This is a genomic window from Nitrospira sp. Vd2, from assembly GCF_979581665.1.
In genome coordinates, this window is record NZ_CEFZSK010000041.1 from 89,169 (window position 1) to 111,689 (window position 22,521).

The window sequence follows — 22,521 nt, forward strand, 5'->3', positions numbered from 1 at the left end:
ATACGCCGATGCCATAGCGAGAAAGCCGCGGCAGACGAATGCGCAGGGGCGTCAGCAGGGAAAGAGGCGTGTCAAGGCCCGCCGGCGGGCCTGCTCCCTCAGTTCGGCGACGTGCTCAGCTTGTCGCGCCAGGAGGTACTCGTACAGGCGGATGCGGCTCTCCATTCGTGCTAACGACCGCGCGATCCGTTCGAAGGACCGTTCGACCGTCCGATGCGATCGTTCCAGCAGTGTGCGGGTTTCAGGATTGCGCACCCTCGGACTCGGAGAGTGATCATGCTCGTGATAGGCTCGTGTCAGGTCTTGATACCTGACGCTCAGGCCGGCATACAAGAGTTGATGGTGTGACAATTTTTTCTTTAACTGATGCCATTCCAGAGCGGCCCTCACCGACGCCGCGATCACGTTCCGATCGAACGGCTTCAGGAGAAAATCAAACGCGCCGGCGTGTAACGCGCGACTGGCCAACTCGCGATCGGCCGCGCCGGTGATGAGCAGTACCGGGATGTCGTCTCTGACCTTCCTGATCTCCTCGGCCAGTGTGGCGCCATCCATCTGCGGCATCCGGAGATCGGTAATCAGCGTGTCGTAACGACCCGCGCGGATCAGTTCCAGGGCGACCACGGGTGACGGACACGTTTCGATCTGCACGGACGGCACACGCAACTTGAGCGTCATTGGCAGAGCTTCCAGCAGGGCAGGATCGTCATCGACCAGCAGCAGAGAAGCCGACACGAAGATTCCTCACCTCGGAACCGTAGAGAGAAGTACGCTAACACGGCGTTCCGGTCGGCGTCCAGGCCCAAAAGGCATGGAATCCCCGCCGGTTACTCTTCACCTTCGTGGCTGAACGGTTCAGGCTGAACCCTTGACCTTCGGGGCTGAACGGTTCAGGCTGAATCGTTATCCAGCTCGCTGACGGCCTATGACGCCTGTACCTGCTCAACATTTAAAGACGACGAGTTTTGGGATCGTCGCCGTGGCGACGTCTGCCGGCGGGTTGAAGGCGTTGAGCGAAGTGCTCGAAGCGTTACCTACGGACTTTCCCGTTCCGCTGGTCGTCGTGCAGCATCTCGACCCACATCATCGGAGCCTCATGGCCGATATTTTGGGACGGCGAACCTCGCTCGTCGTCAAAGAAGCCGCCGAAGGAGACCGCCTGGAATCGGGCACGGTGTTCGTGGCGCCGCCAAATCGACATCTGCTCGTCAATCCCGACCGGTCGCTCTCGTTGACGCAGTCCGAATTGGTGCATTTCGTGCGGCCCTCGGCCGATCTTTTGTTCGAATCCGTGGCGGCGAGCTACAAGGAGCGCGCCATCGGTGTGATCTTGACCGGAAGCGGTAGCGACGGGACGATGGGCGTGTGCGCCATCAAGAAGATGGGCGGGACGGTCCTTGTTCAAGATCCCGAGACCTGTGAGTTTCCGGGGATGCCCCAAGCGGCCATCGCGACGCGCTGCGTCGATCGCGTGTTGCCGCTGGACGGTGTGGCGCGTGCGCTTGTGGAGCTGGTCCATCGACAGAAGACCGGAGAGAGCCGATGAAGCAGAATGCCAATGGACCGTCCAAGCCCCGCGATCCATTCGATGCGCTGCTCACGTATCTGAAACGCAGCCGCGGACTCGATCTGACCGGCTACAAAAGTACGAGCTTGGTGCGGCGAGTCCAAAAGCGCATCGAGCATCTCCAAATCGAAAACTACGAGCGCTACATCGATTACCTCGAAGTCCATCCCGAAGAATTCAGCCAACTGTTCAATCATCTGTTGATCAATGTCACCTCGTTTTTCCGCGATCCTCAGGCGTGGGAGTATTTGGATCATGAGATTCTGCCGAAGATCATCGCCGAGAAGAAGCCCGATGACCAGATTCGCGTGTGGAGCGCCGGCTGTGCCGGCGGGCAGGAACCGTATAGCGTGGCCATGCTGCTGTGCGAGCGTCTGGGAACGGAGCGGTTCCAACAGCAGGTGAAGATTTACGCGTCCGATATCGACGAAGAAGCGCTGACCGAAGCGAGGCAAGCCTCCTATGCCCAGCGAGATATCCAAGGCGTCCCCCGGCCGCTGTTCGAGAAATACTTCGAGCCTGTCGGCTCGCGGTTTGCGGTGCGTCCTGACCTGCGGCGCACGGTCATTTTCGGGCGACACGATCTCATGGCCGACGCGCCGATTTCCCGCCTGGACCTCTTGGTGTGTCGGAACACGCTGATGTATTTCAACGCCGAGATGCAGCAGCATATTCTGGCGCGGTTTCACTTTGCCTTGAACGACAGCGGCTATCTGTTTCTCGGCAAAGCGGAGATGCTGTTGACCCATGCGGATCTCTTTACGCCGGTCGAGCTGAAATACCGGATCTTCATGAAGGTCGCCAAAATGACGCTGAGGGATCGACTGTTGGTGCTGAACCAAATGGGCGACGTCGAGGCGGGGGCACATGTAGCCCGACAGTTGCGGGCCCGCGAGTTGGCGTTCGAGATGACCCGCCTCCCGCAGTTCGTCGTGGACAGCGACGGCACGCTCTGTCTGGCGAACAGTCAAGCGCGGGGTCAATTCAGCGTGACGCCCAAGGATGTGGGCCGGCCCTTCCGGGATCTCGAGATTTCCTATCGCCCGGCCGAACTGCGTGGACCGATCGAGCAGGTCTTCAGTGAGCGGAAACCGGTGCAGCTCAAAAATGTGGAACGCCCGTTGGCCACCGGCACGACGCAACACTTCGACGTCGACCTCATCCCGCTGATCGAAAACGGCGGCACCATCGTCGGGGTCGCCATCACGTTTTTCGATGTGACTCCGACCTTCGCGCTGCAGGCCGACTTGCAACGCTCCAAGCAGGAGCTGGAGACGGCCTACGAAGAACTCCAATTGACCAACGAAGAGTTGACGAACGAAGAACTCCAAACGACCGTCGAGGAATTGGAGACCACGAACGAGGAGCTGCAATCGACGAACGAAGAACTGGAAACGATGAACGAGGAGCTGCAGTCCACGAACGAGGAGCTGCAAACCGTGAATACGGAGCTTCGCGACCGGTCGGACGACTTGCAACGAGCCAACCGATTCCAGGAATCGATTCTCGCCAGTCTCGGCTACGGCGTGGCCGTGCTCGACGAGCAGCTTAATGTGCTGCTCTGGAATCATGAGGCGGAGGAGATGTGGGGGGTACGGGCCGACGAGGTGAAGGGCAAATCGTTCGTCAGCCTCGATATCGGGCTCCCGATCTCCGAGCTTGTGGGGGCGATCGGTGCTGCGCTCCCCCCGACCGAGCAGCCGCACACGTTGAAGGTCTCCGCCGTCAATCGCCGAGGCAAAGCCGTGACGTGCCGCGTGAGCTGTTCTCCCTTACGTGACAACACGGGGATCGTGCACGGGGTGATCGTCTTTATGGAAGAATGGAATCAACAACCCGACACATCGGTAAACTAACCGCCGAGGATCCTCTATGCCAAAGCCTGCGGCCAATGCGCGCGCGACGCTGATCGGGTGTCCGAGTTGTTCCGGCGTGCTGAGTGTCGTGCGCGAGGATGACACGCGCCACATCCAGTTCATCTGCAGCATCGGCCATACCTTCGCCCTGCAAACGTTGTTGGAAGCCAAGGAAAGCCAACTGGAGACCGGGCTCTGGTCCGTCATCTCGTTGATGGAACACATTGACATGATCCTGGAATTCTTTGTGAAGCAAGTGGAGGACGGCACATTACCCGTTGAGAAGGAGGGTTTGCTGGCCCGCCGGGACCAAGTGCGGAGTCAATCGACCACGATTCGGCGACTCATTGACGAGACGCAGCCGCCGGACCTCGATCCGCGCTCGTAACGATCCATCATGGTCAACAGCGAGCGGATTCGGCGAGATGTGATCGTCCTCGGCGCCTCGGCCGGGGGCGTGGAGGCGCTCACGCGGATCTTCGCCGCGCTGCCGGCCGATCTTCCGGCCATCATTGGCGCTGTCCTCCACCGGAGCCCGCTCTACAACCTGTACCTCGGGCCCGTGCTGGGTCGTCGGTCTTCCTTGCCGGTACGGGAACCCGATCACGATGAGCCGCTCCGACCCGGCACGATCTACCTCGCGCCCCGGGATCACCACATGCTGTTGGACGGGGGCAAGGTGATCCTCAATCGCGGGCCCAAAGAGCATTTTACCCGGCCCGCGATCGATCCGTTGTTCGCGACCGCGGCCGGGTCGTTCGGCAATCGCGTGGTCGGCGTGCTGCTGACCGGGGGCGGTGCGGACGGGGTGAGCGGCTTGGTCGCCATTTCGGCACGAGGTGGCCTTTCGATCACGCAAGACCCCCAAGAAGCCAAGATGCCGTCGATGCCCATGAACGCGTTGACCCAAGACGACGTCGACCTCGTCGCGAGCCTCGCCGATATCCCCGGTCTGCTCGTCCGCCTGGCCCACGGTGAGGCGATCGAAAAAGCTCGCTAACACCGTTTCCGGCGCTAGTATCCCGCCCGCGTTCACCGAGACGGTTCATTCCGGCTGACCGGCACTCCGCAAACTCGTCAAACGTGATTGTTCGGGCCGCGTCAGCACGCAGTGTCCGAACTGGACAGTCAGTCCAGCCTTCTTGTCTTTGGAACCCGCCTCCCTCGACTCCGGTCGCTTGGTCACCCAACTCATCACAACCGGTACGGCGCCTTGAGATGCGCACTCCTCCCGGTGATGGATGACGAGTTCTGCCTATAAATCTAATGCCGTATTGCGTGCGCCGTTCCGGGCGCATCGTTTGCGAATAAACGGCAGGAAGAAACTCGGCGTGTGGTCAACGAAAGGAGGGTGACGATGAACCATGTCAGACAGGCAGCCTTGGTGCTGTCATTCAGCGCGCTCGTATGCTCCGTGCCGGCGTTGGCGGCGGTCGAAGGCGAGCAAGGTGGACGGGTGCCTCCCGATACGGCGGCGGGGACGACCCCCGACGAATATTCGATTCCCCCGGTGAATCCGAAATCGCTCAAGAACGCCGACAACCATCCCTGGAACAACAAGGAAGTCAAAAACCTCAAGGGCGAATCGCTGGGGAAGATCGATCACGTCATGGTCGACACCAAGAGCGGCAAGGACGTCTATGCGATGCTGAAGATCGCGGACAACATGCAGCCGATGCCGATTCCGTTCAATCGCTTCAAGGAAAGCGAGACGGGATTGATCCTCAACGCGAGCAAAGAGCAGTTGCAGCGCGGGGGACCGAATCTCGGCGGGAAGGAAAAGTCACAGGACTTCCAGCACAAGGGCGGCGAGCCCTTGAACCCAACCACACGACAGGGCGGCGGATGATGTTGGCGCGACGCCCATCGTACGTAAGGTATCGACCGTGACGCGCCAGACCGACCAACCGGCCATGCCATCGGACACCGGACGCGGTGTCGGCTTCGCCGACTCCGTCCCCTTTTCGAGTACCGCCATTGCCGGTGGGTTTCAAGTCGGAATGTTTCTCTCGCGACAAAACTCGAATGACGCGTCGCGCAGCGACACCGCTTCCGGTAATCAATCGCAGCGAGAGGGGGTATCTGGCGCGCCACTGCCGGAAGGTTTGAAGTCCGTAGGCTTCTATCGCGACAATAACGGAGGAGGATCAGGGATATGAAGAAGCAACATGTGGTGGCCCTCGGCGCCGTCCTCGTGGCGGGCGCGGTGGGGCTCGACTTCGTGACGGCCGGTGAGCAGCGAAGTCAATCGAAATCCGGTCAGCAGAGCCAGAGCCAAGGCGAAGGGCAGAAGAACTCGCCGTTCGGCCGGGTCGGCAATCAAGGTGAAGGATTCAGCGAAGAGCAGACGATCAAAGGGCGGGGCCAAAATCCCGAATCGACGCTCGGGCAAGACGTCCAGGTCACCCTCGGCGGCGCTCGGCCGGTCGTCGAAGGAGAGATTCTCAAAATTGCCGGCGAAGATTACATCATCAAGGACACGAGCGGCAGCCATGTCCGTGTCCGGGTGAACAAGGACAGCGACATGGTGTGCGCCGGCGGCCAGGGACAGCAAACCGCGATGACGACGGGCCGCGGGCGCGACGAGCAGCGCGAGATTCCGCCGACGGCACACATGCAGGAGCGGAGCGGCGGCCAGCAAGGCCAAGAGCAGGCTCGTCAGAGCGGGCAAAGCCAACAGGGTCAGAGCCAGCCGCAGATCGGTCAGCAGATCGTGCAAGAGCAACTGCAATCCCGGCAGCAGGGGAGCGCAGGTCAGCAGAGTGCGCGAGCCGGTCAGGGCCGTCCTGAATCGGAGGGTTTGACGGGGAAGGATGTCCGCGAGAGCGCGAAGGATAAGAGCGCGGCGGCCGGTGCCGGCCATCTGGGTCCCCAGGAGGGAAGCACCTCGTTCTCGCATTCCGGTGAATTTCCCGCCCAGGGACAGCAGCAGATGAGCCAGGCGCAGCAGTCGCAGCAGGCCATGGGGCAGACGCAGCAGGACATCGGGCAAGGGCAACGCTCCATGGGTCAGCAGGGGAGCCAGAGCAGCGCGCAGGGCCGTCAGGGAACGGGCCAGGGCCAACCCGCGCAACGCGGTGAGCGGATCGGCGACCAGAGCGGCACACAAACCCGATCGTCGTTGGGCAAGGAGTCGGGCGGCGACATCGCGCAGGGCTCCGGCTTTTCCATCGGCCCGAAAGGCGGCTGCCAGTTCAAGACCGGAGATAAAGTCCGCGCGCAGGTGTCGGATCTGGGCACCGTCCTGTACATCAAGCAGTTGACGGAGGAGGATCTGCGGTCCACGCAGACCGCGAGCGGCCAGATGCTGCCCATGTCGGAAGGCATTCCGCCGGGACAGCGTGAGTCGGCCGAGCAGCGTGCACAGATGATGAAGCCGGGCAGCGTGCCGGCTCCGGCGGATCTGCAAAGCCCGGGTACAACCACGCGCGAAGGCCAGCAGACCGCGAAGGCGGAGGCACAGCCGAAGAACCTCTGTGAGAACTGCAAGGTCATTCGGGGACAGGTGTTGCTCAACGATCGAGATTCGATCCTCATCAAGGACGCGTCGGAAAAAGAAGTGCGCCTCAAGCTGAGCGACAAGACGCAGCTCAGCAATTTTAGCCAACCCCGAGCTGCGCAGTTTGTCGAAGGAGACCGTGTGGAGGCCTTGGCCACGCCAGATGGCTATGCTTGGTCGATTACCGGCCTCAAGCAGCAACAAGGCCAGCCCGGAGTCATTGGCGCGCCGGGCGACTGAGCAGTCAAAGATGGAGGGGGCCGTCATCGGCCCCCTCTTTTTTTCGTGAAGGGAACTTCTGACGAAGAGAAGAAAAGGAGCATGAAGATGGATGTTCGAGGAGCGGTCATAACAGCCGGCGCGCTGATTGCTGTCGCAGCCACCAGCGGCCTCGCGTCCGCCGGTATGGTTCGCGGGACGCAGAGTGACGAGCGGACGATTCAGGCGCCGCTCGTCCTCATCGCCGAGGGCGGTCGAGGAGCGGGACAAAGCACACCGGGAGGGACAGGTCCTGGAAGCGGCATGGGCGCGACCGGTGGAACGGGAAAAGGTTCGCCAGGCGGAACCGGGCCAGGCAGCGGCACGGGGTCCACGGGCGGCACGTCCAGTCCCGGTACCAAAGGATCAGGGACCGGGGCGAGCGGCTCCATGGGCGGAGGAACGGGAGGAGCGATGGGCGGCGGTGGGACAGGATCGGGTGGCACGGGCGGAGGTGGTCGATAAGCATGGGCGGCGGCTGCCGCACGGCAGCCGCCATCCGTAACGTACGCCGCCGCTTGCGACGTCAGCCGGCACGAACGACACTGCCGGGACGCGTCGAGCCGGACAGCGCCAGGTCCCTCCAGCCCTCTCACCCTGTCAGTGGATCGTCCTTCGTCGCCTTCTCGAGACGGTCGATCTTCTTTTCCAATTCCATCAACCGCAGTTCGCGACCGACCGCGACGTCGTGGAATTGTTCCAGCTCCTGAACCTTGTCCACGAGCTCGCTCGTCTTCGCGCGTACCGCCTGCTCCAATTTCACGTTGAGCTGCTTCGCCGCGTCTTCCAATTCCTTCCGGCGGCTGATGTCATGCAACACCCACCGGATCTCGGCGCTCGGATTGTCCCGTTTCCGGCTCGCACTGCAGCGCGCCGACACGTCCACCGGTTTGGTGGTGTTAATCCGAAATTCGGTTTGCCAGATCACCGGGTAGGCGTTCGGCTGCGGCGTCTGCTGCGCGACTCTCGCCACAAAAGCTCGGAGTTCCGCTCGGTGCTCCGGGGCTACAAAGACCGGCAGCGGCTTCCCGAGAATCCCGGCCGGATCGGCCTGCAACAGATCACAGAGTGACCGATTCGCTTCCTGGATCACGCCATGCTCGTCCGTCACGCAGTATCCGTCGGGCGCGAGCTCGAACAGCTCGACATAGCGCTGACGATCCGCCTGGGCTCGTTCGAGCGCGTCCGCCAGCGCATGGTTTTGTTCGATCAACGTCTCCTCCGCGATTTTCAGCTCCTCCAACGCATTCTGAAGCTCGGCGTGCGTGTCCGTGTCTTCAGGACTCTTGATCAAGGCGGAGAGCCGTTCGATGTACGCAGTCAGATCGACAATAGGAGAAGACCCACGCGGGGGGACGGGACGAGGATGTGAATCGTGCAGCTCCATCGAAAACGATGATCCCGTTACCTGGTTTCTATTATGAGGACGCACCGGGCTGGGCAGCAGTGACGGCAGGAGAAGACTGTGATCGAAGGGAGAGGAATTCCGGCGTCAGACGGAGGGGCTCGCGTATCAGCATCCGCGAGGCCTCAGCGAGAAGAGCGGCGTGCGATTCACGCGGCACTACAGCGTGCAACAAGGAGGTGACAGGTCCATCGCACGCCGCCTTTCGCCATGCCGCGCGTGTGAGCACGCGGCATTCTCTTTGGAGCGTTTTACTTTCCGAGGTGAGAAGGGCCGCCCACCCCGCACTGCCTCTCTTTCTCGGCGCGCACGTGCGCGGTCGCCAATCGGATCAACGTACTGAGATTGACATCCATCCAATACGTGCTGCCGCTGAACAACCCTTCCTTCTTCATCGCATTGACGATGGAATGTTGGTGTTGCCAGTGTTCGTCCGTCATCTCCGACCGTCTGGTCGGAAATCCGCGCCACAAGGCGACGTGCCGACACAGCCACTTGACCCGTTCATCCTGCTTGGCGCGTTCGTCCTGGCGGGAGGGAGATACAGAGCCCGTTATCATGCCAATATCCTCGCGTATTGTGCTTCTTGTAGCATGTCCCAATAGGTTGCAGAATCAGACGGACGGCACGCTGCTGTTCGAATGCGATGACGCGGGTTTCCGTGCCGAGGACAAGCCGGTACGTAGCTGGGAGTACGGCAATCAGGCGGCGATTTCGTACGTGGTGCTCCCACGTCCCAGGGCCCAGGATCGGCAATGGCAGCGTGAGAAAAGGATTCTCGTCTGCGAGGCCGTTTGCGGGTTTCAAGTTTTTACGATTGGATATTCGGCTCGCTCGAGCGCGAAGATGTCCTCGTACACGTGGAGCGCTTCGACCATGATCGCAAGCAGCAGCGGGCCGATGAACACGCCGATGAATCCGAAATACGACATGCCGCCGAGGCTGGCAAAGAACAGAAACAGCATGGGGAGGCGGGTGGTTTTGCCCACGAGAAACGGCCAGAGTAGATTATCCATCAAGCCGACCAACGCCGCCCCCGCCAAGACGAGGATGACGGCGCGCGCAATCTGATCCTGGGCCACGAGATGAATGGCGACCGGTGCCCAGACGAACGCGGTGCCGCCCATCGGCAGGAGGGCGAGCAATCCGCTCAGGGCGCCGAGAAAAATCGGGTAGGACACCCCGAGCGCCGCATAGACGATTCCCGCGACGGTTCCTTGGGCCAGCGCGCTCAACAGCGTTCCGCGCACCACCGCCATGATCGTGTGGTTGAGCCGACCGAACATCTTCTCCTTGTGCTCTTCCTCGAGCGGAATGACGTGATACAACCGACGCTGGAGTTGCTCGCCGTCGTGGTACAGAAAAAAGAGCGTAAACATCATGAGCAAGAAATCCACGGCAAACAGCGCGGCATTTTTGGCTAGATCGGGACCTTGTTCAGCGAGAAAGGCCCCGAGCGTCCGACTCACCTCGAGGACCGACGTTTCGATCCCCGTATGGGATACGATGACGCGGCCCAGGATCTCTTGGAGAAGATGCCCGATGCTCGGGACGACGGACACCGCCTCGCCCAGCGCGGCAAACTCACGGCGTTTGATCGCCTCATTCAGCCATTCGACTAGCTGCGCCGTCTCTTCCAGGCCCAGCAGCAACAGGGCGATCGCCGGGACGACGGCCGTGACCGTGATGAGGATCGTGGACAGCCCCGCCGCCAGTCCCCGACGATCGCGCGTCCATCGCATGATGCGGCGGTGGACCGGATACGTGGTACTCGCGAGAATGATCGCCCAGGCAATCGGAACGAGGAAGGGTCGAAAAATCAGGATGAGCTGGACGAAGACGAGCAGGAACAGGAGGAGGAAGACCGCCAAGAAGAGGTGCCGGCGAGTCATGAGCCCGGTATCCGCGCACCATCACTCGGCCGCGCGGTTCAGCGGACGCGCGCTTCCAGTGCCACGTCCGCCTTCTCCCTCATCCGGGCGATCACGTCGTCATAGGAGAGGAGGCGGAGCATGCGGGCGAATTGACCGCGATAACTGTTGATCAGGCTGATGCCATCCACGACGACATCGAAGACCAGCCACTCGCCGGCTCGGTCGACGAGGCGGAAATCCAGCAGGAAATCATGTTTTGCTGAGACCAAGCGCGCTCGCACCTCGGCATAGCCGTTCGCCAGCCGCTCCCCGAGATATTCGATCTGCTCGCCCGCGTAGCCTTCGATCTTGTTGAGATAGGACTTGCAGAGCAGGGCTTGGAAGAGGCCGACGAACTCGCGCTTCTGCTCCTCGGACAACCTCTGCCAGTGCTCGCCCATGGCGCGCTTCGACATATCTTCATAGCTGAAGCGTTGGCCGACCGTCTCCAAAAGCCGCTGGCGTCGTTCGGCGGCACGGTCCGGCTGCCTCAGCTCATCGTCGTTGAGCACCAAGATGACCTTCTCGCTGGTGAGCTTCATCGCCTCGATCGGGGTTCCTGCACCCGCGATCGACGGACCGCCGACCAAAGCCGTGACCGCGATTCCGATGGCGATCCACACTCCCAAGCGATGTCGCGCCATGATGCTTCTCCTTTGTAGGACGGGCCTGTGCCAACCCACCGCGGAGGCCCGGGAGCTGCGGCGGGGCTTTCACGGCCGCGCCGTCATGCCATGACATTCCTAAAACAAAATTCGTATGTATGACTATCGGGAGGGTGTCCGAATTCGTGTCCGGTCTGTGCTGACGGTAGGAGAAGAAGATGTGATGAAGGTGGAGAAACGGGCCTCAGCCCTCAGTCCCCCTTCGGGTTCCACTCGTGGTCGGCCTCCACGGCCTGCACCAGGCGCTCGAACACGTCGGGGACGGCCGCGGCCACACGGCTCCAATTGGAGATCATCGGGATGCCGAGCGGATCCTTCAGGAACACCTCGGTGGCAAGCCCGATGCCCTTGAGAAAGACTTCGACCGCCATCCGCTCTTGATGCCGATCGAAGTACAAACTGTTGATCGCCGCATCATCTTCATATTTTTTGATCGCTTCCTGGGCGATCTGCAGATACGTGGCGCGCAGGGTTTTCAGCAAGCCATCGGAGAGGACCACGCCTTCGCTTGCCAAGTTGCGGAACATGGACTTGGCGATATCGACGCACATCTTGTGCAGCCCGCTGTTCGGGTCCTCGGCGGAGAGCGTCTGATGCTTGTGATCGTAGCTATCCGTCAAGTCGACTTGGCAGACACGGCGCAAGGCGCAGTTCCGATACACCTCCGCGAGCACGCCGACCTCCAAGCCCCAATCACCGGGAATACGGTTTGTCCACGCCAAATCGCTCACCATCGCAAATTCCCCCGCCAGCGGATAGCGGAAACTGTCGAAGAACGCCAGCATGGCGTGATGGCCGACGAGCCGTTCCAGGCTGCGGATCAACGGCGTAATAAATAAGCGGGTGACACGGCCGCCGAAATGGTCCGTCACCCGCGCATAATAGCCTTTGCAGAATTCGTAGCCGAGGTTGGGATTGGTCACCGGATAGCAGAGCCGGGCCAGGTAGCTCCGGTGGTAGCTCAAGATATCGCAGTCGTGCAGCGCGATGACCTTGCTCTTTTGCCGCGCCAGGACGTATCCAAATGCAATCCAGCAAGACTGCCCCTTGCCCGGCAGCCCGATGTCGATCTCGTGGTTGACCAGAAGTTTGAGGATCTCCTGAATGCGCGGACTCTCGATCCAAATCAGCCGGACCTCCTGCGGGAGCCGCTTGAAATAATCCTTGGCGCGACGGAATTCCAGCGCGGAGGCCGTGCCGAGGGCGATCACGATTTCCCGCAGGTATGAGACCTGGCGCAGGTGCTCCAGGATGCCGCTCAATGCCGGGCCTTGGAGCTCCGAATAGAGGCAGGGGAGCACGAGTGCAATCGGATTGCTGACGGTGTACTCCCGTAACTGCTGCTCGATCAGCTCGAGATTGTCCCGTCCGAGGCGATGCAGCGTGGCGATCGAGCCGGTCTGGTAAAAGTCAGCCATCTCTTAGGAAGTGCTGAGTTGAACGCGTTGAGTGCTGAGTTTCGGAAAGAACCTCTTTGAAGTGCCGTGCGCGGTGTGATGAGCTGGAAGACTCAGCACTCAGCACTCATCACTCAGCACTGTTCAGCGGGCAAGCCTGCCTGGGATGGCAAATAAAAGCAATTCGATGATTCATCGTAAAGCGACTGAAGTAGGTACAGAGCCGGCAGGGAAAGCCACTGCCGTCTCGGAGAATGGCCATGGATGCCGAAAGGCGTGCGCGTTCCTGGCACGCTCTCGCAGACGGTGGACCCGGCAGATGGCTTCATGAATGCCGGCACGTTGAATGTTGAACGCTGAATGTTGAATGATAAATTCGAGAGTAGATGATACAGTGAAGGCGACACGGAAGAGGCCTATCGCGGAAGACGAACCATTGACTCGTCACCGCTCGCGATTAGGTAATTTTTTTTGAGAGGAGGAAGACCGTTCGCGTCCGCACGCTGATCATCGCCGTCCTGGCGATTTTGCTTCTCGCACTCGGCATTTTGGCGTTTCCCCTTCTCTACGATCCCGATGCCGTCAAGCAGTTCCTGCTAAAGCAAGTCGAGCAGCAACTGGGCCGTAAGATCGAGGTGGGGCAAGCGCGGCTCGAAGTCTTTCCTCGCATCCGCTTGGAGTTGTCCCAGGTCACGATCAGAGATGTGAACCCGTCGGACGTGTTTTTCACGGCCGACCGCCTGGATTTGGTGCTGCGGGCCTATTCTCTTCTCCGGCAACAGGTCGTGGGAAAGCGCCTTGCGATCGATCATCCGCGCCTGCATCTGCATCGCGATCACGAGGGGCGGTGGAATGTCGAGCCGGCGCCTGCGGGACCAGGCGGGGCGGCGACCGACATGGGCGACCCCCTGGGCCTCTTGTTTCGTATTCGGGAAACCGTCTTGACAGACGGGGCGGTCAGTGTGGTGGACGACTTTCGTCCCGACGGCCCGCGTACGTTGACGATCGAGGGATTGGAGGCGCGGTTGTCGGTCGATCCGAAGGGGCAGCAGGCCGATCTCGAGTTGGATGGCAATGTGGCCTCGCCAGACGGCCACGCGCCGTTCGTCCTTGCCGGGCAAATTGCCCAACGGGAGCCGGCCGTGAAAGTGGCCCCTGAGGAAGGAGGGGCGCCGGCGCTGACGTTCGCCGGAATGGCGGAAGCGAAGCAACTCGATCTGTATCATCTCGCGGAGTTCTTCGGGCCCCGGCCGGTCCCCGAACGGGTCCGTGGGAAGGCCGACCTGCAGGGGCAGATCAGCGTCGTGCCGGGCATCATGGGTTATGACATGGTGCTGTCGAACATGAAGGCCGATCTGGAGGACCTTTCCATCAGCGGGCAGGCAAGCGTCTCCGGTCTGCTGGCCGCGCAGCCGACCTTCTCGCTGACCTTCTCGTCCTCCCCGGTGAATATCGAGGACGCGCTCACCCGGTTTCCGGTCCAGTGGCTCCCGGCCCAATGGCAGCAGGGACTCAAAGAGCGCACGATCGGCGGCACGATTCGGGTGGCCACCGCCACGGTGACGGGCTCGACGACCCCCGAACCGCGCTTTTCGTTGACCGGGGAGTTTCAGGTCAAGGACGGCCGGATGATCGTCGGGTCGGACCGAACGCTGATCCAGCAGGTCTCGGGCACCGTCTTCGTCGAGCCGGATCGTGTGCGGGTCGTGGAGCTGAGCGGCGCATACGGCCCGTTTCGGATTACGGCTGGAAAGGCGCTGGTGAGCCCGCTGGAACTGGATCCCTGGTTGGACTTGGAGGTACGAGGCGAGGTCTCGGCCGCCGATCTGATGGCGACCTTGGCGAAAAGCATCACCGTGCCGCAAGTGGCCAAAGCCTTTTCAGACGTGTCGGACATCAAGGGCCAGTCTCAGGTGGCCGTCGTCATTGGCGGGCCGCTCAAGAATGCCGACAGCGTCAAGATCGTCCGCGCGGAAGTCGTCGCCCGGGACGTCTGGTTTCGCAGCCCGCTGCTTGCCGAGCGGGTCGTCGACCTCAACGGACGGTTCCTCTATTCGAAAACCGGGATCGAATTCGACAAACTCGGGGGACGGCTCGGTCGAGTGCTGGTCGAGTTGGGCGGGGGCATTTCATTCGGGGAGCCGAGCCTCTATCAGGACTTCACGGTGCGCAGTCGCGGTGACGTGGGGCAGCTCTTGCGATTGCTTTCTCTCGGTCTGCCGGACGGACTGTCGTGGCAAGGCGGGGCGAGCGGGGCGGTCGTGCTCGGCGGCCCGTTGAAGTCGCCGCGGATCAAAAGCGTGATGGATGTGCGGGAGACGGAATTTGTCGTGCCCGACTGGTTCCATAAGCCGGCCGGGGCCGCGGCGTCCATGGAGTTCGAGGGCACGTGGACGGGCGATTCGTCGCTCGCCGTCGATCGATTCGAAGTGGTGCTGCCCCCGTTTCGGCTGGCGACCAAGGGGAAGGTCCGGCTTGATTCGCCGTTCACGATCGACGCGACGTTCGTGTCTGGGCCGGTCTCCATCGGCGGCCTGCCGCCCGGCATCACACTGGGCCCATTGAAGGACGGGATTCTCGAAGTGTCGCTCGACGTGAAAGGCAGAGGGACGGAGTGGCGGACCTGGCAGATGGGCGGCTGGGTCGCCCTGACCGACGGCCTGATCAGCGCAAAGGGCGCCGAGCACACGCTGACCGATCTCTATTTGCGCCTGAAGCTGGTACGCAATTCGGCGGAGATCAAGCGGTTGGCCTTCAAGATCAAGGACAGCGACGTGCGGGTCTCCGGCATGGTGCGAAATTGGAATCGCAACCCGCTGTTCAACGTCGATATCGAGTCGGCCCAGTTGGATCTCGATCTGCTGATTCCCAAGGGCAAGCGGTCCCCCATTCGGGATTTTCTCGAATCATTCGCCGACACGAGCCGCGTCACGGCCCTCGTCTCAATGGATCATGCGGTCTACAAGACCATCATGCTGAGTGGCGTCTCGTGCCGGTTGATGATCCGGAACAACACGCTCGATATCGACCGCATCAGCGGGGACACGGACGACGGGCACCTCGGCGGGCGTCTCGTGATTTACTTGCCCAAGGAAAAACCGGCGGAGTTGGACGTGAGTTTCCGGGTATCGGGCTTACCCTTCGAGAAGCTGATGCAACTCACCGGTGATGACTCTCGGTTGATGACGGGCGAGTTGTCCGCGAGCGGAAACTTTCGGGCCAACGAGGCGGATCCCGGCGGCTTTCTGCACAGCCTGGAAGGGAAGACGGAATTTCTCATCGAGGGCGGTCGGATTCGAAGGGGAAAGGTGGTGCCGAAGATCATCACGATCCTCAACCTGCCGACCTTGCTCCAAGGCAAAGTGGACCTGAACAAGGACGGCTTCCCGTTCGATAAGGTGATCGGCTCCCTTTCGCTCGCCAACGGCACCGTGACGGAAGACAATCTCGTCATCGACAGTCCGGTGATGAAAATGAGCGCGGCCGGGCATTACGAGATCCAGGCCGATCATGTGAACGGCATCGTGGTCGTCAGCCCCTTCGGCTCCTATTCGCAGCTCCTGAAAAGCATTCCCCTGTTCGGCAAGCTCTTCAAAGGCGAGCGCGAGGGGACGGCGCTCTTCGAGGTCAAGGGGTCGCTGAAAGATCCCGACGTCAACTATCTCCCGTTTCGGTCACTGGCCAAGAGCATGACCGGGCTGGCTCAACTCGCGTTCGACATGCTGCGCAACACGATCATGCTGCCGAAAGAAATCGTCTCGCCCGCCGATGAGTCGGCCACGGAGGCGTCGCGTGCCAAAGGCCGGGGCGAAGATCGGCCCGAACCGCGGTTGCCTTGAACGCCCCCCACCCCGATGCTACGATGAATTCACGATTGGAGGTGTTGATGACGAGCGACCGTGCGACCTTGATGATCGCGGCGAGCGAGACCGATTCGAATCTGTACTATGCCACGCGCTTCATCGCGCCCGATCCCTTCATCTTTCTCGAGATCAAGGGGGAGCGCGTGATGGTGATGAGCGATTTGGAGATGGATCGGGCGCGGGAACAGGCGGCCGTCGATCGCGTCTTGTCGCTGAGCGAGATCGAGCGTGCGCTGAAGGCGCGGGGTGTGGCAGAGCCGGGGACCATCGATGTGGTCGACGCGTTCTTGCAAGGCGCCGGCATCAAACGGGTACTCGTCCCGGGGACGTTTCCGTACGCCTATGCGGCTCGGCTCCAGCAACTGGGCTACGAGTTGGACATGAAGAAGGAGCCGTTCTTTGAGCAACGCGCCATCAAGACCGACGAGGAGGTCCGGCACATCGAGGCGGCGCAACGGGCGACCGAGGAGGCGGTCTCAGCCGCGCATGTGGCCTTGAAGCGAGCGAGTGTTCGTGACGGGGTCCTCTGGCTCGACGGGGAGGTGTTGACCTCCGAGCGCATCAAGAAACTGATCAACGTTACGCTGATGGAGCGCGACTGTATCGCGCAGCATACGATCGTCGCGGGCGGCGATCAGGCCTGCGATCCTCACAATGAGGGCACCGGGCCGTTGCCTGCGGATCGAAGCATTATTTTCGACGTCTTTCCGCGATCGGCCCATTCGCGCTACTTCGCCGACATGTCGCGCACCGTCGTGAAGGGCCGGCCATCGCCGGAATTGCGGCGGCTGTATCAGACGGTCAAGGATGCGCAAGAAGAGGCGATCACGAAGATTCGCGACGGGGCGGACGGCGCAAGGATCCATCAGGGCATCTGCGAGCGGTTCGAGGCGGCCGGGTACAAGACCGGCCTGGTCAATGGCCGCATGCAGGGCTATTTCCACGGCACCGGCCACGGCGTCGGCTTGGACATCCACGAACCGCCGCGGATCAGCCGGACCGGGTCGATCCTGCAGGAGGGGCAGATCGTGACGGTCGAACCGGGCTTATACTATCCCGGCCTCGGCGCCGTCCGGATCGAAGACATGGTGCTCGTGACCAAAGACGGATGCAGAAACCTCACGCAGTATCCGAAGACTTTCGAGCTGGAATAGGGCGGGACATTTTTAGGTTGTATTGTTGTCGTGATCCGATGAACTCAAAACGAAACTCAGCACTCACGACTCAGCACTCACTGCCGTAGAGCCATGCGCCTCACGTTTACCATTCGCCGCTTCAATCCCGAGACGGACGAGCAGCCACACGACGAGGAGTATCGCCTCGAAGTCGGACGGGGCACGACGATCTTGGACGGATTGATTCGGCTGAAGAATGAACAGGACGGCACTCTATCGTTCCGGTATTCGTGCCGGTCGGCGATCTGCGGCTCGTGTGCGATGACGATCAACGGCCATGAGAAGCTCGCCTGCCGGACGTCGGTGCGGCGCGAGTTGGAGCGGCACGGTCAGATTAGGATTCAGCCGCTCAAGAACATGCCGATCATCAAGGACCTGGTCGTCGAGATGGGGCCGTTCTGGCAGAAGGTTCGGGCCGTCACTCCTTGGCTCACGACCGATGTGCCGGGTGGCAAGCGAACGGGGAAGGGGCAATACAGATTGCTCCCCGGTACGTTTGATTTTCACAACGTGGATGCCTGCATCATGTGCGGCGCCTGCGTTGCCGCGTGCACGTCGCATGAGGTGTCGAGAGGATTTCTCGGGCCGGCCGCGCTCGCGAAGGCGGATCGGTTTCTCGAAGATCCACGCGAGCCCGATCAAGCGAAGACGAAGCGGCTCGTTGAGCTGGATGGGCGAGACGGGATCTGGGACTGCGTGCGCTGCAATATGTGTGTTCAGGTCTGCCCCAAGGACGTCCGCCCCATGGAGGGCATCGTGCGCCTGCGCCGGGCGTCCATTGAGCGCGGCGTGAGTCAGAGCGGGGGCGCGCGGCACATCACCGGCTTTACGCAACTCGTCGAACAGGAAGGCCGACTGAACGAGGCCCGGATGCCGCTCAAAGTCGTCGGCTTCAATCTGAAACGTCTGTGGCACGTCTTACCGCTCGGCTTGAACATGCTCCTGCACGGCAAAGTCCCGAATCCGTTGCATCCGCCGATTCCCGGCATCGCGCAAGTCCGCTCGATCTTCGCCGCCCGCCGCCGGCAGCCGACCCGCTGAACCATGTCCGGCTCGTTTCGCTTCCTCGAAGAGATCGCCGTGGCCGACGCCGCGTTCGAGGCCGTCGGCGATTCCCCGTCCGAGCTTTTTACGGCGGCTGCACAGGCGGTCGTCGAGACGATGGTGAAGCCATCGACTGTCGGCGACTCCTGGCGGTGCGTCGTTCAACGGGATGACGCGGAACTGTCCGATCTGCTGTTCGACTGGCTGGCCGAAATCGTGTATCGAAAAGATGCGGAGGCGGTCGTGTTCAATTGCGCACGGGCGGACGTCATCTATGACGCCGGGCGCCACGCGTGGCAGTTGAAGGGCGAATTGATCGGCGAGAGGATCGATCCCGACCGGCATGAGCTGCACGCTGACGTGAAGGCCGTCACGAAGCACCTGTATGACGTGCGTCAAGACGGACCGCGGTGGCGGGCGCGCGTTGTGCTCGACATCTAGAATAGTGCTGAGTGCTGAGTCTTGAGTGCTGAGTGAGAGAGAGTAGCAACGATCTGGATCGCCTCCTGGGCAGGAATCCGATCTGCGATGAAGCTGAACACTCACATGACGGTCAATCGGATCACGGATCAGGTGTGGGAGATTCCCGTGACCGAGAAGGACGGCATGCGCGTGCCGGCGAGGATCTACGCGTCCGAGCGGATCTTGACCGAGATGGACACCGGCGTGTTCGAGCAGGTGACGAACGTCGCCTGCCTCCCCGGCATTCGACGCTATGCCTTGTGCATGCCCGATGGCCATTGGGGCTATGGTTTTCCGATCGGCGGCGTCGCCGCGTTCGATCCCCGCGAGGGCGTGATCTCACCGGGCGGGGTCGGCTACGACGTCAACTGCGGGATGCGGCTGCTCAGAACCGATTTGACGTTGGAGGACGTCAAGCCGCGGCTCGAACAACTGATGACCGAACTGTTCCGCAAGGTGCCGGCCGGGGTCGGGTCGCGTGGGTTCGTGCGCGTGAATCGCCGGGAATTTGACGACGTCATGCGGCGCGGCGCGCGCTGGTGCATCGAGCGCGGCTACGGCTGGCACGAGGACCTCGAGCGGACCGAGGAGCAAGGGTGCATTCCAGGCGCCGATCCTTCAAAAGTGAGCGAGCATGCGGTTGAACGCGGCCACACGCAGCTCGGAACTCTTGGATCGGGAAACCACTACCTGGAGGTGCAGGTCGTGTCCAATGATCGGATCTTCGATCCTGAGACGGCCATGGTGCTCGGCATCACGGGCCAGGATCAAATCGTCGTGATGGTGCACTGCGGATCGCGGGGGTTCGGCCACCAGGTCGCGAGCGATTATCTCAAGGTGTTCGAGAAGGCGATGCGGCGGTACGGGATTACCGTGAAGGACCAACAGTTGGCGTGCGCGCCGTTTCGGTCGGTTGAAGGGCAGGACTACTTTGCCGCCATGAATTGCGCCGCGAACAGTGCCTTTGCCAACCGGCAGGTCATCACGCATCAAATCCGCGAGGCGTTTGCGGCGGTCTTCGGTCGATCGGCCGAGGAACTTGGGATGCACGTGATCTACGACGTCGCGCACAACATCGCGAAGGTCGAGCGGTACGAGGAAGGAGAATTGGTCGTGCACCGCAAGGGATCGACGCGCGCCTTTGGTCCGGGCCGGCCCGAGTTGCCGGAACGCTATCGGAAGACGGGTCAACCGGTCATCTGCGGCGGTTCGATGGAGACCGGATCGTACCTGCTCGTGGGGACGGAGCAGGCGATGCACGACACCTTCGGCTCGACGATGCACGGGTCCGGGCGCACGATGTCTCGGACGCAAGCGAAACGGACGGTCCGGGGCGAGCAGCTCAAGCGCGCCATGGCCGAACGCGGGATCATCGTGAAAGCGGTCTCGATGTCAGGGCTCGCGGAAGAAGCGGGCGCGGCCTATAAGAACATTTCCGACGTGGTGGAAACTGTTCATCTTGCCGGCATCACGAAAAAGGTTGCGGAACTGCGGCCGATCGGCAACATCAAGGGATGAGGCCGCCGAACGTCCAGCAGTTTGCCAAGGAGTGGATTGAAGCATGGAACCGGCATGATCTCGAGGCGATCCTCTCACACTATGCCGACGATGTCGTCTTTACTTCACCGTTCGTCGTGAGCTTGCTCGGCATCCCGGGCGGCACGGTGCGCGGCAAAGCCGGCCTTCGCACCTACTTCGCGAAAGGGCTGGCGGCGTATCCCGCGCTCCACTTTGAATCGATGCAAGTGTTGACCGGCGTCGACAGTGTCGTGCTGTATTATCGCAGCGTGAAGGACCTGCCGGCCGCCGAGGTCATGGCATTCGACGACAGAGGTTTGATCGTGAGGGTGCAAGCGCACTACACCGCCACCGACTGAGGTGACGGAAAAGTTGACAATGATCGCCGCGCGCGCCTGTTTTGAAACTGGGGCTCTAGAATTTCCAAGAGGTCGCGTTCTGGCATGCCCGATGCTTCTTTCTCTAGCAGCGAATAACTAGGTGGAGGTATCATGGGCAGGCTAGGCACCGCGATGATCGTCGGAATGTCGGCTGCGCTTTCCATGGCGTCCGTTGTACAGGCCGAGCACGATCTCGCGCAGCGTCTTCGCCATGACGCGCAGGTTCAGTCCAACAACGGCAAGTATGAGGACGCGCGGCAATTGCGGGCGATCGCCGATGCGTTGAAAGATAAAGATGCGTCCACCGCGCAGCAGGTCCAGGCGGAAATCACGAAAGGGAACCGGGACAAAGCGATGGACTTGCTGAAGGTCCGATAGAGGCCCACAGCCAAGAACCGCCGGTGGTGTCATTCAGCATGCGGATGTGTCGGAAGGCCACGCTCGCCTCTCTCCTTTGTCTTGTCTGGATCGCGTCGACCGCCGTCGTCTCCGCTCAGCCTACCACGCCGGCGTATTTTGTCAGCGAGTACCATGAGCTCGTCAAGAAGGCGACGCCGTTGCTGGAAGAGATTCGGGCCGCACGGCAGCGCGGCGAGCTGATCAAGCGCGACGACGTGTTACTCATGCGGAAAGCCGTCAGTGACTTGATCCGCAAGGTGCGCAAGTACGACCAGGATCATGTGCTCGCGGCCCGACGCAAAGGGCTGGCCTACGACGAACGCAGCGAGATCCTGACCGTGCTCCGCGCGTGTGATGCGATGAACCGCGTCTTGGATGCCGAGATCAAGGTGAACGACTGGTTGCAGCTCGTCCGCCGGTATGAGGACAGCTGGAAGCAGGCCGAGCAGGCGATGCCGGCGCCTTAGGTCGAGGCGATCGCCGGCTTGATGCGGTTGGCAAACGTCAATGTCACGTCGCCTCGCTCCACTTGCGGCACCTCCAGCAGACGGCGCGCGCAAAAGCCGGTCTGTTGCGCGACCAACAGTGCGGGGATTTGCGCGATCTGAATGTTGTAGAGATTGACCGAGTCGTTGTAGAACTCCCGCCGGTCCGCGATCGTGCTCTCCAAGGCGGAAATCCGCTCCTGCACGTGCAGGAACTCCTGATTCGCTTTCAGCTCCGGATACTGCTCGGCCACCGCGAAGAGCGTCCGCAAGGCACCCGTCAACTGATTCTCGGCGTGCGCTTTCTCATCCACCGTCCCGCTTCTGTCATAGAGGGAGCGGGCTTTCGTCACTGCCTGCAGCGTCTCCCGCTCGTGTCCCATGTAGCTGTTGCAGACCTCGACCAGTTTGGGCAATTCGTCGTGGCGTTGTTTGAGGACCACGTCGATGTTCGACCACGCCTTGTCGATATTGTTGGCCAGGCGAACGAAGCCGTTATACGTCGTCACGACGTATGCGATGATTCCCGCGACGGCGAACAACAAGAGAACGGTCACCACCATGAGCGTTGTCATAGGTACTCCTTGATGAGAGAGTTCACAGCGCTGGTCGTCCCCGAAACCCCGAGCCTCGAA

The 22,521-nt window shown here is 61.4% G+C and carries 22 protein-coding genes; 15 read left to right on the top strand and 7 right to left on the bottom strand.

The window, feature by feature from the left end; genetic code table 11:
* Positions 1-51 precede the first annotated feature (51 nt).
* Complete coding sequence (locus AC1U7K_RS18090; protein WP_480253227.1) at positions 52-735, bottom strand: response regulator; 684 nt, start codon at positions 733-735, stop codon at positions 52-54.
* Between the two features lie 190 nt (positions 736-925).
* Here AC1U7K_RS18090 and AC1U7K_RS18095 point away from each other — a divergent pair, with 190 nt between their 5' ends.
* From AC1U7K_RS18095 to AC1U7K_RS18125, 7 genes are all read left to right on the top strand, one after another.
* Positions 926-1,546 carry a chemotaxis protein CheB gene (locus AC1U7K_RS18095; protein WP_480253228.1) on the top strand — a complete coding sequence of 207 codons (621 nt, stop codon included), beginning with the start codon at positions 926-928 and terminating at the stop codon, positions 1,544-1,546.
* Positions 1,543-3,423: a CheR family methyltransferase gene (locus tag AC1U7K_RS18100; RefSeq protein WP_480253230.1), complete on the top strand. Its 1,881-nt coding sequence runs from the start codon at positions 1,543-1,545 to the stop codon at positions 3,421-3,423. Before AC1U7K_RS18095 ends, AC1U7K_RS18100 begins: the two co-directional genes overlap by 4 nt.
* A gap of 16 nt (positions 3,424-3,439) precedes the next feature.
* Complete coding sequence (locus AC1U7K_RS18105; protein WP_480253232.1) at positions 3,440-3,811, top strand: hypothetical protein; 372 nt, start codon at positions 3,440-3,442, stop codon at positions 3,809-3,811.
* Between the two features lie 9 nt (positions 3,812-3,820).
* Complete coding sequence (locus tag AC1U7K_RS18110) at positions 3,821-4,423, top strand: chemotaxis protein CheB (protein WP_480253234.1); 603 nt, start codon at positions 3,821-3,823, stop codon at positions 4,421-4,423.
* Between the two features lie 357 nt (positions 4,424-4,780).
* Positions 4,781-5,272, top strand: coding sequence for a PRC-barrel domain-containing protein (locus tag AC1U7K_RS18115; protein ID WP_480253236.1), 492 nt, complete (start codon positions 4,781-4,783; stop codon positions 5,270-5,272).
* Positions 5,273-5,578: 306 nt separating this feature from the next.
* Positions 5,579-7,162, top strand: a complete 1,584-nt coding sequence (locus AC1U7K_RS18120; protein ID WP_480253238.1) for a hypothetical protein — start codon at positions 5,579-5,581, stop codon at positions 7,160-7,162.
* A gap of 87 nt (positions 7,163-7,249) precedes the next feature.
* Complete coding sequence (locus tag AC1U7K_RS18125; protein ID WP_480253239.1) at positions 7,250-7,645, top strand: hypothetical protein; 396 nt, start codon at positions 7,250-7,252, stop codon at positions 7,643-7,645.
* Positions 7,646-7,772: 127 nt separating this feature from the next.
* Here AC1U7K_RS18125 and AC1U7K_RS18130 read toward each other — a convergent pair whose 3' ends face one another.
* The 5 genes from AC1U7K_RS18130 to AC1U7K_RS18150 all read right to left on the bottom strand — a co-directional run bounded on the left by AC1U7K_RS18130 (position 7,773) and on the right by AC1U7K_RS18150 (position 12,581).
* Positions 7,773-8,567 (bottom strand): PAS domain-containing protein, encoded by a 795-nt coding sequence (locus AC1U7K_RS18130; RefSeq protein ID WP_480253241.1) that lies wholly within the window; start codon positions 8,565-8,567, stop codon positions 7,773-7,775.
* Between the two features lie 269 nt (positions 8,568-8,836).
* Complete coding sequence (locus tag AC1U7K_RS18135; protein WP_480253242.1) at positions 8,837-9,145, bottom strand: hypothetical protein; 309 nt, start codon at positions 9,143-9,145, stop codon at positions 8,837-8,839.
* 243 nt (positions 9,146-9,388) lie between these two features.
* Complete coding sequence (locus AC1U7K_RS18140; RefSeq protein WP_480253243.1) at positions 9,389-10,477, bottom strand: AI-2E family transporter; 1,089 nt, start codon at positions 10,475-10,477, stop codon at positions 9,389-9,391.
* Positions 10,478-10,515: 38 nt separating this feature from the next.
* The gene (locus AC1U7K_RS18145; RefSeq protein WP_480253245.1) at positions 10,516-11,142 is read right to left on the bottom strand and encodes an MlaC/ttg2D family ABC transporter substrate-binding protein; all 627 of its coding nucleotides are present in this window, start codon (positions 11,140-11,142) and stop codon (positions 10,516-10,518) included.
* A gap of 212 nt (positions 11,143-11,354) precedes the next feature.
* Positions 11,355-12,581 carry a glycosyltransferase family protein gene (locus AC1U7K_RS18150; protein WP_480253247.1) on the bottom strand — a complete coding sequence of 409 codons (1,227 nt, stop codon included), beginning with the start codon at positions 12,579-12,581 and terminating at the stop codon, positions 11,355-11,357.
* Between the two features lie 482 nt (positions 12,582-13,063).
* Here AC1U7K_RS18150 and AC1U7K_RS18155 point away from each other — a divergent pair, with 482 nt between their 5' ends.
* The 8 genes from AC1U7K_RS18155 to AC1U7K_RS18190 all read left to right on the top strand — a co-directional run bounded on the left by AC1U7K_RS18155 (position 13,064) and on the right by AC1U7K_RS18190 (position 21,868).
* Positions 13,064-16,399, top strand: coding sequence for a YhdP family protein (locus AC1U7K_RS18155; RefSeq protein WP_480253328.1), 3,336 nt, complete (start codon positions 13,064-13,066; stop codon positions 16,397-16,399).
* A gap of 23 nt (positions 16,400-16,422) precedes the next feature.
* On the top strand, positions 16,423-17,577 hold the full coding sequence (locus AC1U7K_RS18160; RefSeq protein WP_480253248.1) for a M24 family metallopeptidase: 1,155 nt from the start codon (positions 16,423-16,425) through the stop codon (positions 17,575-17,577).
* Between the two features lie 93 nt (positions 17,578-17,670).
* Positions 17,671-18,639 carry a succinate dehydrogenase/fumarate reductase iron-sulfur subunit gene (locus AC1U7K_RS18165; protein ID WP_480253249.1) on the top strand — a complete coding sequence of 323 codons (969 nt, stop codon included), beginning with the start codon at positions 17,671-17,673 and terminating at the stop codon, positions 18,637-18,639.
* A gap of 3 nt (positions 18,640-18,642) precedes the next feature.
* Positions 18,643-19,083 carry an archease gene (locus AC1U7K_RS18170; protein WP_480253250.1) on the top strand — a complete coding sequence of 147 codons (441 nt, stop codon included), beginning with the start codon at positions 18,643-18,645 and terminating at the stop codon, positions 19,081-19,083.
* Between the two features lie 87 nt (positions 19,084-19,170).
* Entirely contained in the window at positions 19,171-20,622 is a 1,452-nt protein-coding gene (locus AC1U7K_RS18175; protein ID WP_480253251.1) for an RtcB family protein, read from the top strand.
* The gene (locus AC1U7K_RS18180; RefSeq protein ID WP_480253252.1) at positions 20,619-20,981 is read left to right on the top strand and encodes a nuclear transport factor 2 family protein; all 363 of its coding nucleotides are present in this window, start codon (positions 20,619-20,621) and stop codon (positions 20,979-20,981) included. The genes AC1U7K_RS18175 and AC1U7K_RS18180 overlap by 4 nt, the downstream gene beginning before the upstream one ends.
* 132 nt (positions 20,982-21,113) lie before the next feature.
* The gene (locus tag AC1U7K_RS18185; protein ID WP_480253253.1) at positions 21,114-21,380 is read left to right on the top strand and encodes a hypothetical protein; all 267 of its coding nucleotides are present in this window, start codon (positions 21,114-21,116) and stop codon (positions 21,378-21,380) included.
* 38 nt (positions 21,381-21,418) lie between these two features.
* The gene (locus AC1U7K_RS18190; protein ID WP_480253254.1) at positions 21,419-21,868 is read left to right on the top strand and encodes a hypothetical protein; all 450 of its coding nucleotides are present in this window, start codon (positions 21,419-21,421) and stop codon (positions 21,866-21,868) included.
* On the opposite strand, the gene AC1U7K_RS18195 is transcribed toward AC1U7K_RS18190, so the two are convergent.
* Positions 21,865-22,461: a LemA family protein gene (locus AC1U7K_RS18195; protein ID WP_480253255.1), complete on the bottom strand. Its 597-nt coding sequence runs from the start codon at positions 22,459-22,461 to the stop codon at positions 21,865-21,867. The two genes, AC1U7K_RS18190 and AC1U7K_RS18195, sit on opposite strands and share 4 nt — an antisense overlap.
* Positions 22,462-22,521 lie beyond the last annotated feature (60 nt).

Bases quoted from the DNA above. Each gene is read 5' to 3' on its own strand.
- AC1U7K_RS18195 (WP_480253255.1), bottom strand. From the start codon at position 22,461: ATGACAACGCTCATGGTGGTGACCGTTCTCTTGTTGTTCGCCGTCGCG.
- AC1U7K_RS18150 (WP_480253247.1), bottom strand. From the start codon at position 12,581: ATGGCTGACTTTTACCAGACCGGCTCGATCGCCACGCTGCATCGCCTC.
- AC1U7K_RS18185 (WP_480253253.1), top strand. From the start codon at position 21,114: ATGGGCAGGCTAGGCACCGCGATGATCGTCGGAATGTCGGCTGCGCTT.
- AC1U7K_RS18120 (WP_480253238.1), top strand. From the start codon at position 5,579: ATGAAGAAGCAACATGTGGTGGCCCTCGGCGCCGTCCTCGTGGCGGGC.
- AC1U7K_RS18165 (WP_480253249.1), top strand. From the start codon at position 17,671: ATGCGCCTCACGTTTACCATTCGCCGCTTCAATCCCGAGACGGACGAG.
- AC1U7K_RS18135 (WP_480253242.1), bottom strand. From the start codon at position 9,145: ATGATAACGGGCTCTGTATCTCCCTCCCGCCAGGACGAACGCGCCAAG.
- AC1U7K_RS18130 (WP_480253241.1), bottom strand. From the start codon at position 8,567: ATGGAGCTGCACGATTCACATCCTCGTCCCGTCCCCCCGCGTGGGTCT.
- AC1U7K_RS18160 (WP_480253248.1), top strand. From the start codon at position 16,423: ATGAATTCACGATTGGAGGTGTTGATGACGAGCGACCGTGCGACCTTG.
- AC1U7K_RS18100 (WP_480253230.1), top strand. From the start codon at position 1,543: ATGAAGCAGAATGCCAATGGACCGTCCAAGCCCCGCGATCCATTCGAT.
- AC1U7K_RS18125 (WP_480253239.1), top strand. From the start codon at position 7,250: ATGGATGTTCGAGGAGCGGTCATAACAGCCGGCGCGCTGATTGCTGTC.
- AC1U7K_RS18175 (WP_480253251.1), top strand. From the start codon at position 19,171: ATGAAGCTGAACACTCACATGACGGTCAATCGGATCACGGATCAGGTG.
- AC1U7K_RS18140 (WP_480253243.1), bottom strand. From the start codon at position 10,477: ATGACTCGCCGGCACCTCTTCTTGGCGGTCTTCCTCCTCCTGTTCCTG.
- AC1U7K_RS18170 (WP_480253250.1), top strand. From the start codon at position 18,643: ATGTCCGGCTCGTTTCGCTTCCTCGAAGAGATCGCCGTGGCCGACGCC.
- AC1U7K_RS18110 (WP_480253234.1), top strand. From the start codon at position 3,821: ATGGTCAACAGCGAGCGGATTCGGCGAGATGTGATCGTCCTCGGCGCC.
- AC1U7K_RS18190 (WP_480253254.1), top strand. From the start codon at position 21,419: ATGCGGATGTGTCGGAAGGCCACGCTCGCCTCTCTCCTTTGTCTTGTC.
- AC1U7K_RS18105 (WP_480253232.1), top strand. From the start codon at position 3,440: ATGCCAAAGCCTGCGGCCAATGCGCGCGCGACGCTGATCGGGTGTCCG.
- AC1U7K_RS18180 (WP_480253252.1), top strand. From the start codon at position 20,619: ATGAGGCCGCCGAACGTCCAGCAGTTTGCCAAGGAGTGGATTGAAGCA.
- AC1U7K_RS18115 (WP_480253236.1), top strand. From the start codon at position 4,781: ATGAACCATGTCAGACAGGCAGCCTTGGTGCTGTCATTCAGCGCGCTC.
- AC1U7K_RS18095 (WP_480253228.1), top strand. From the start codon at position 926: ATGACGCCTGTACCTGCTCAACATTTAAAGACGACGAGTTTTGGGATC.
- AC1U7K_RS18145 (WP_480253245.1), bottom strand. From the start codon at position 11,142: ATGGCGCGACATCGCTTGGGAGTGTGGATCGCCATCGGAATCGCGGTC.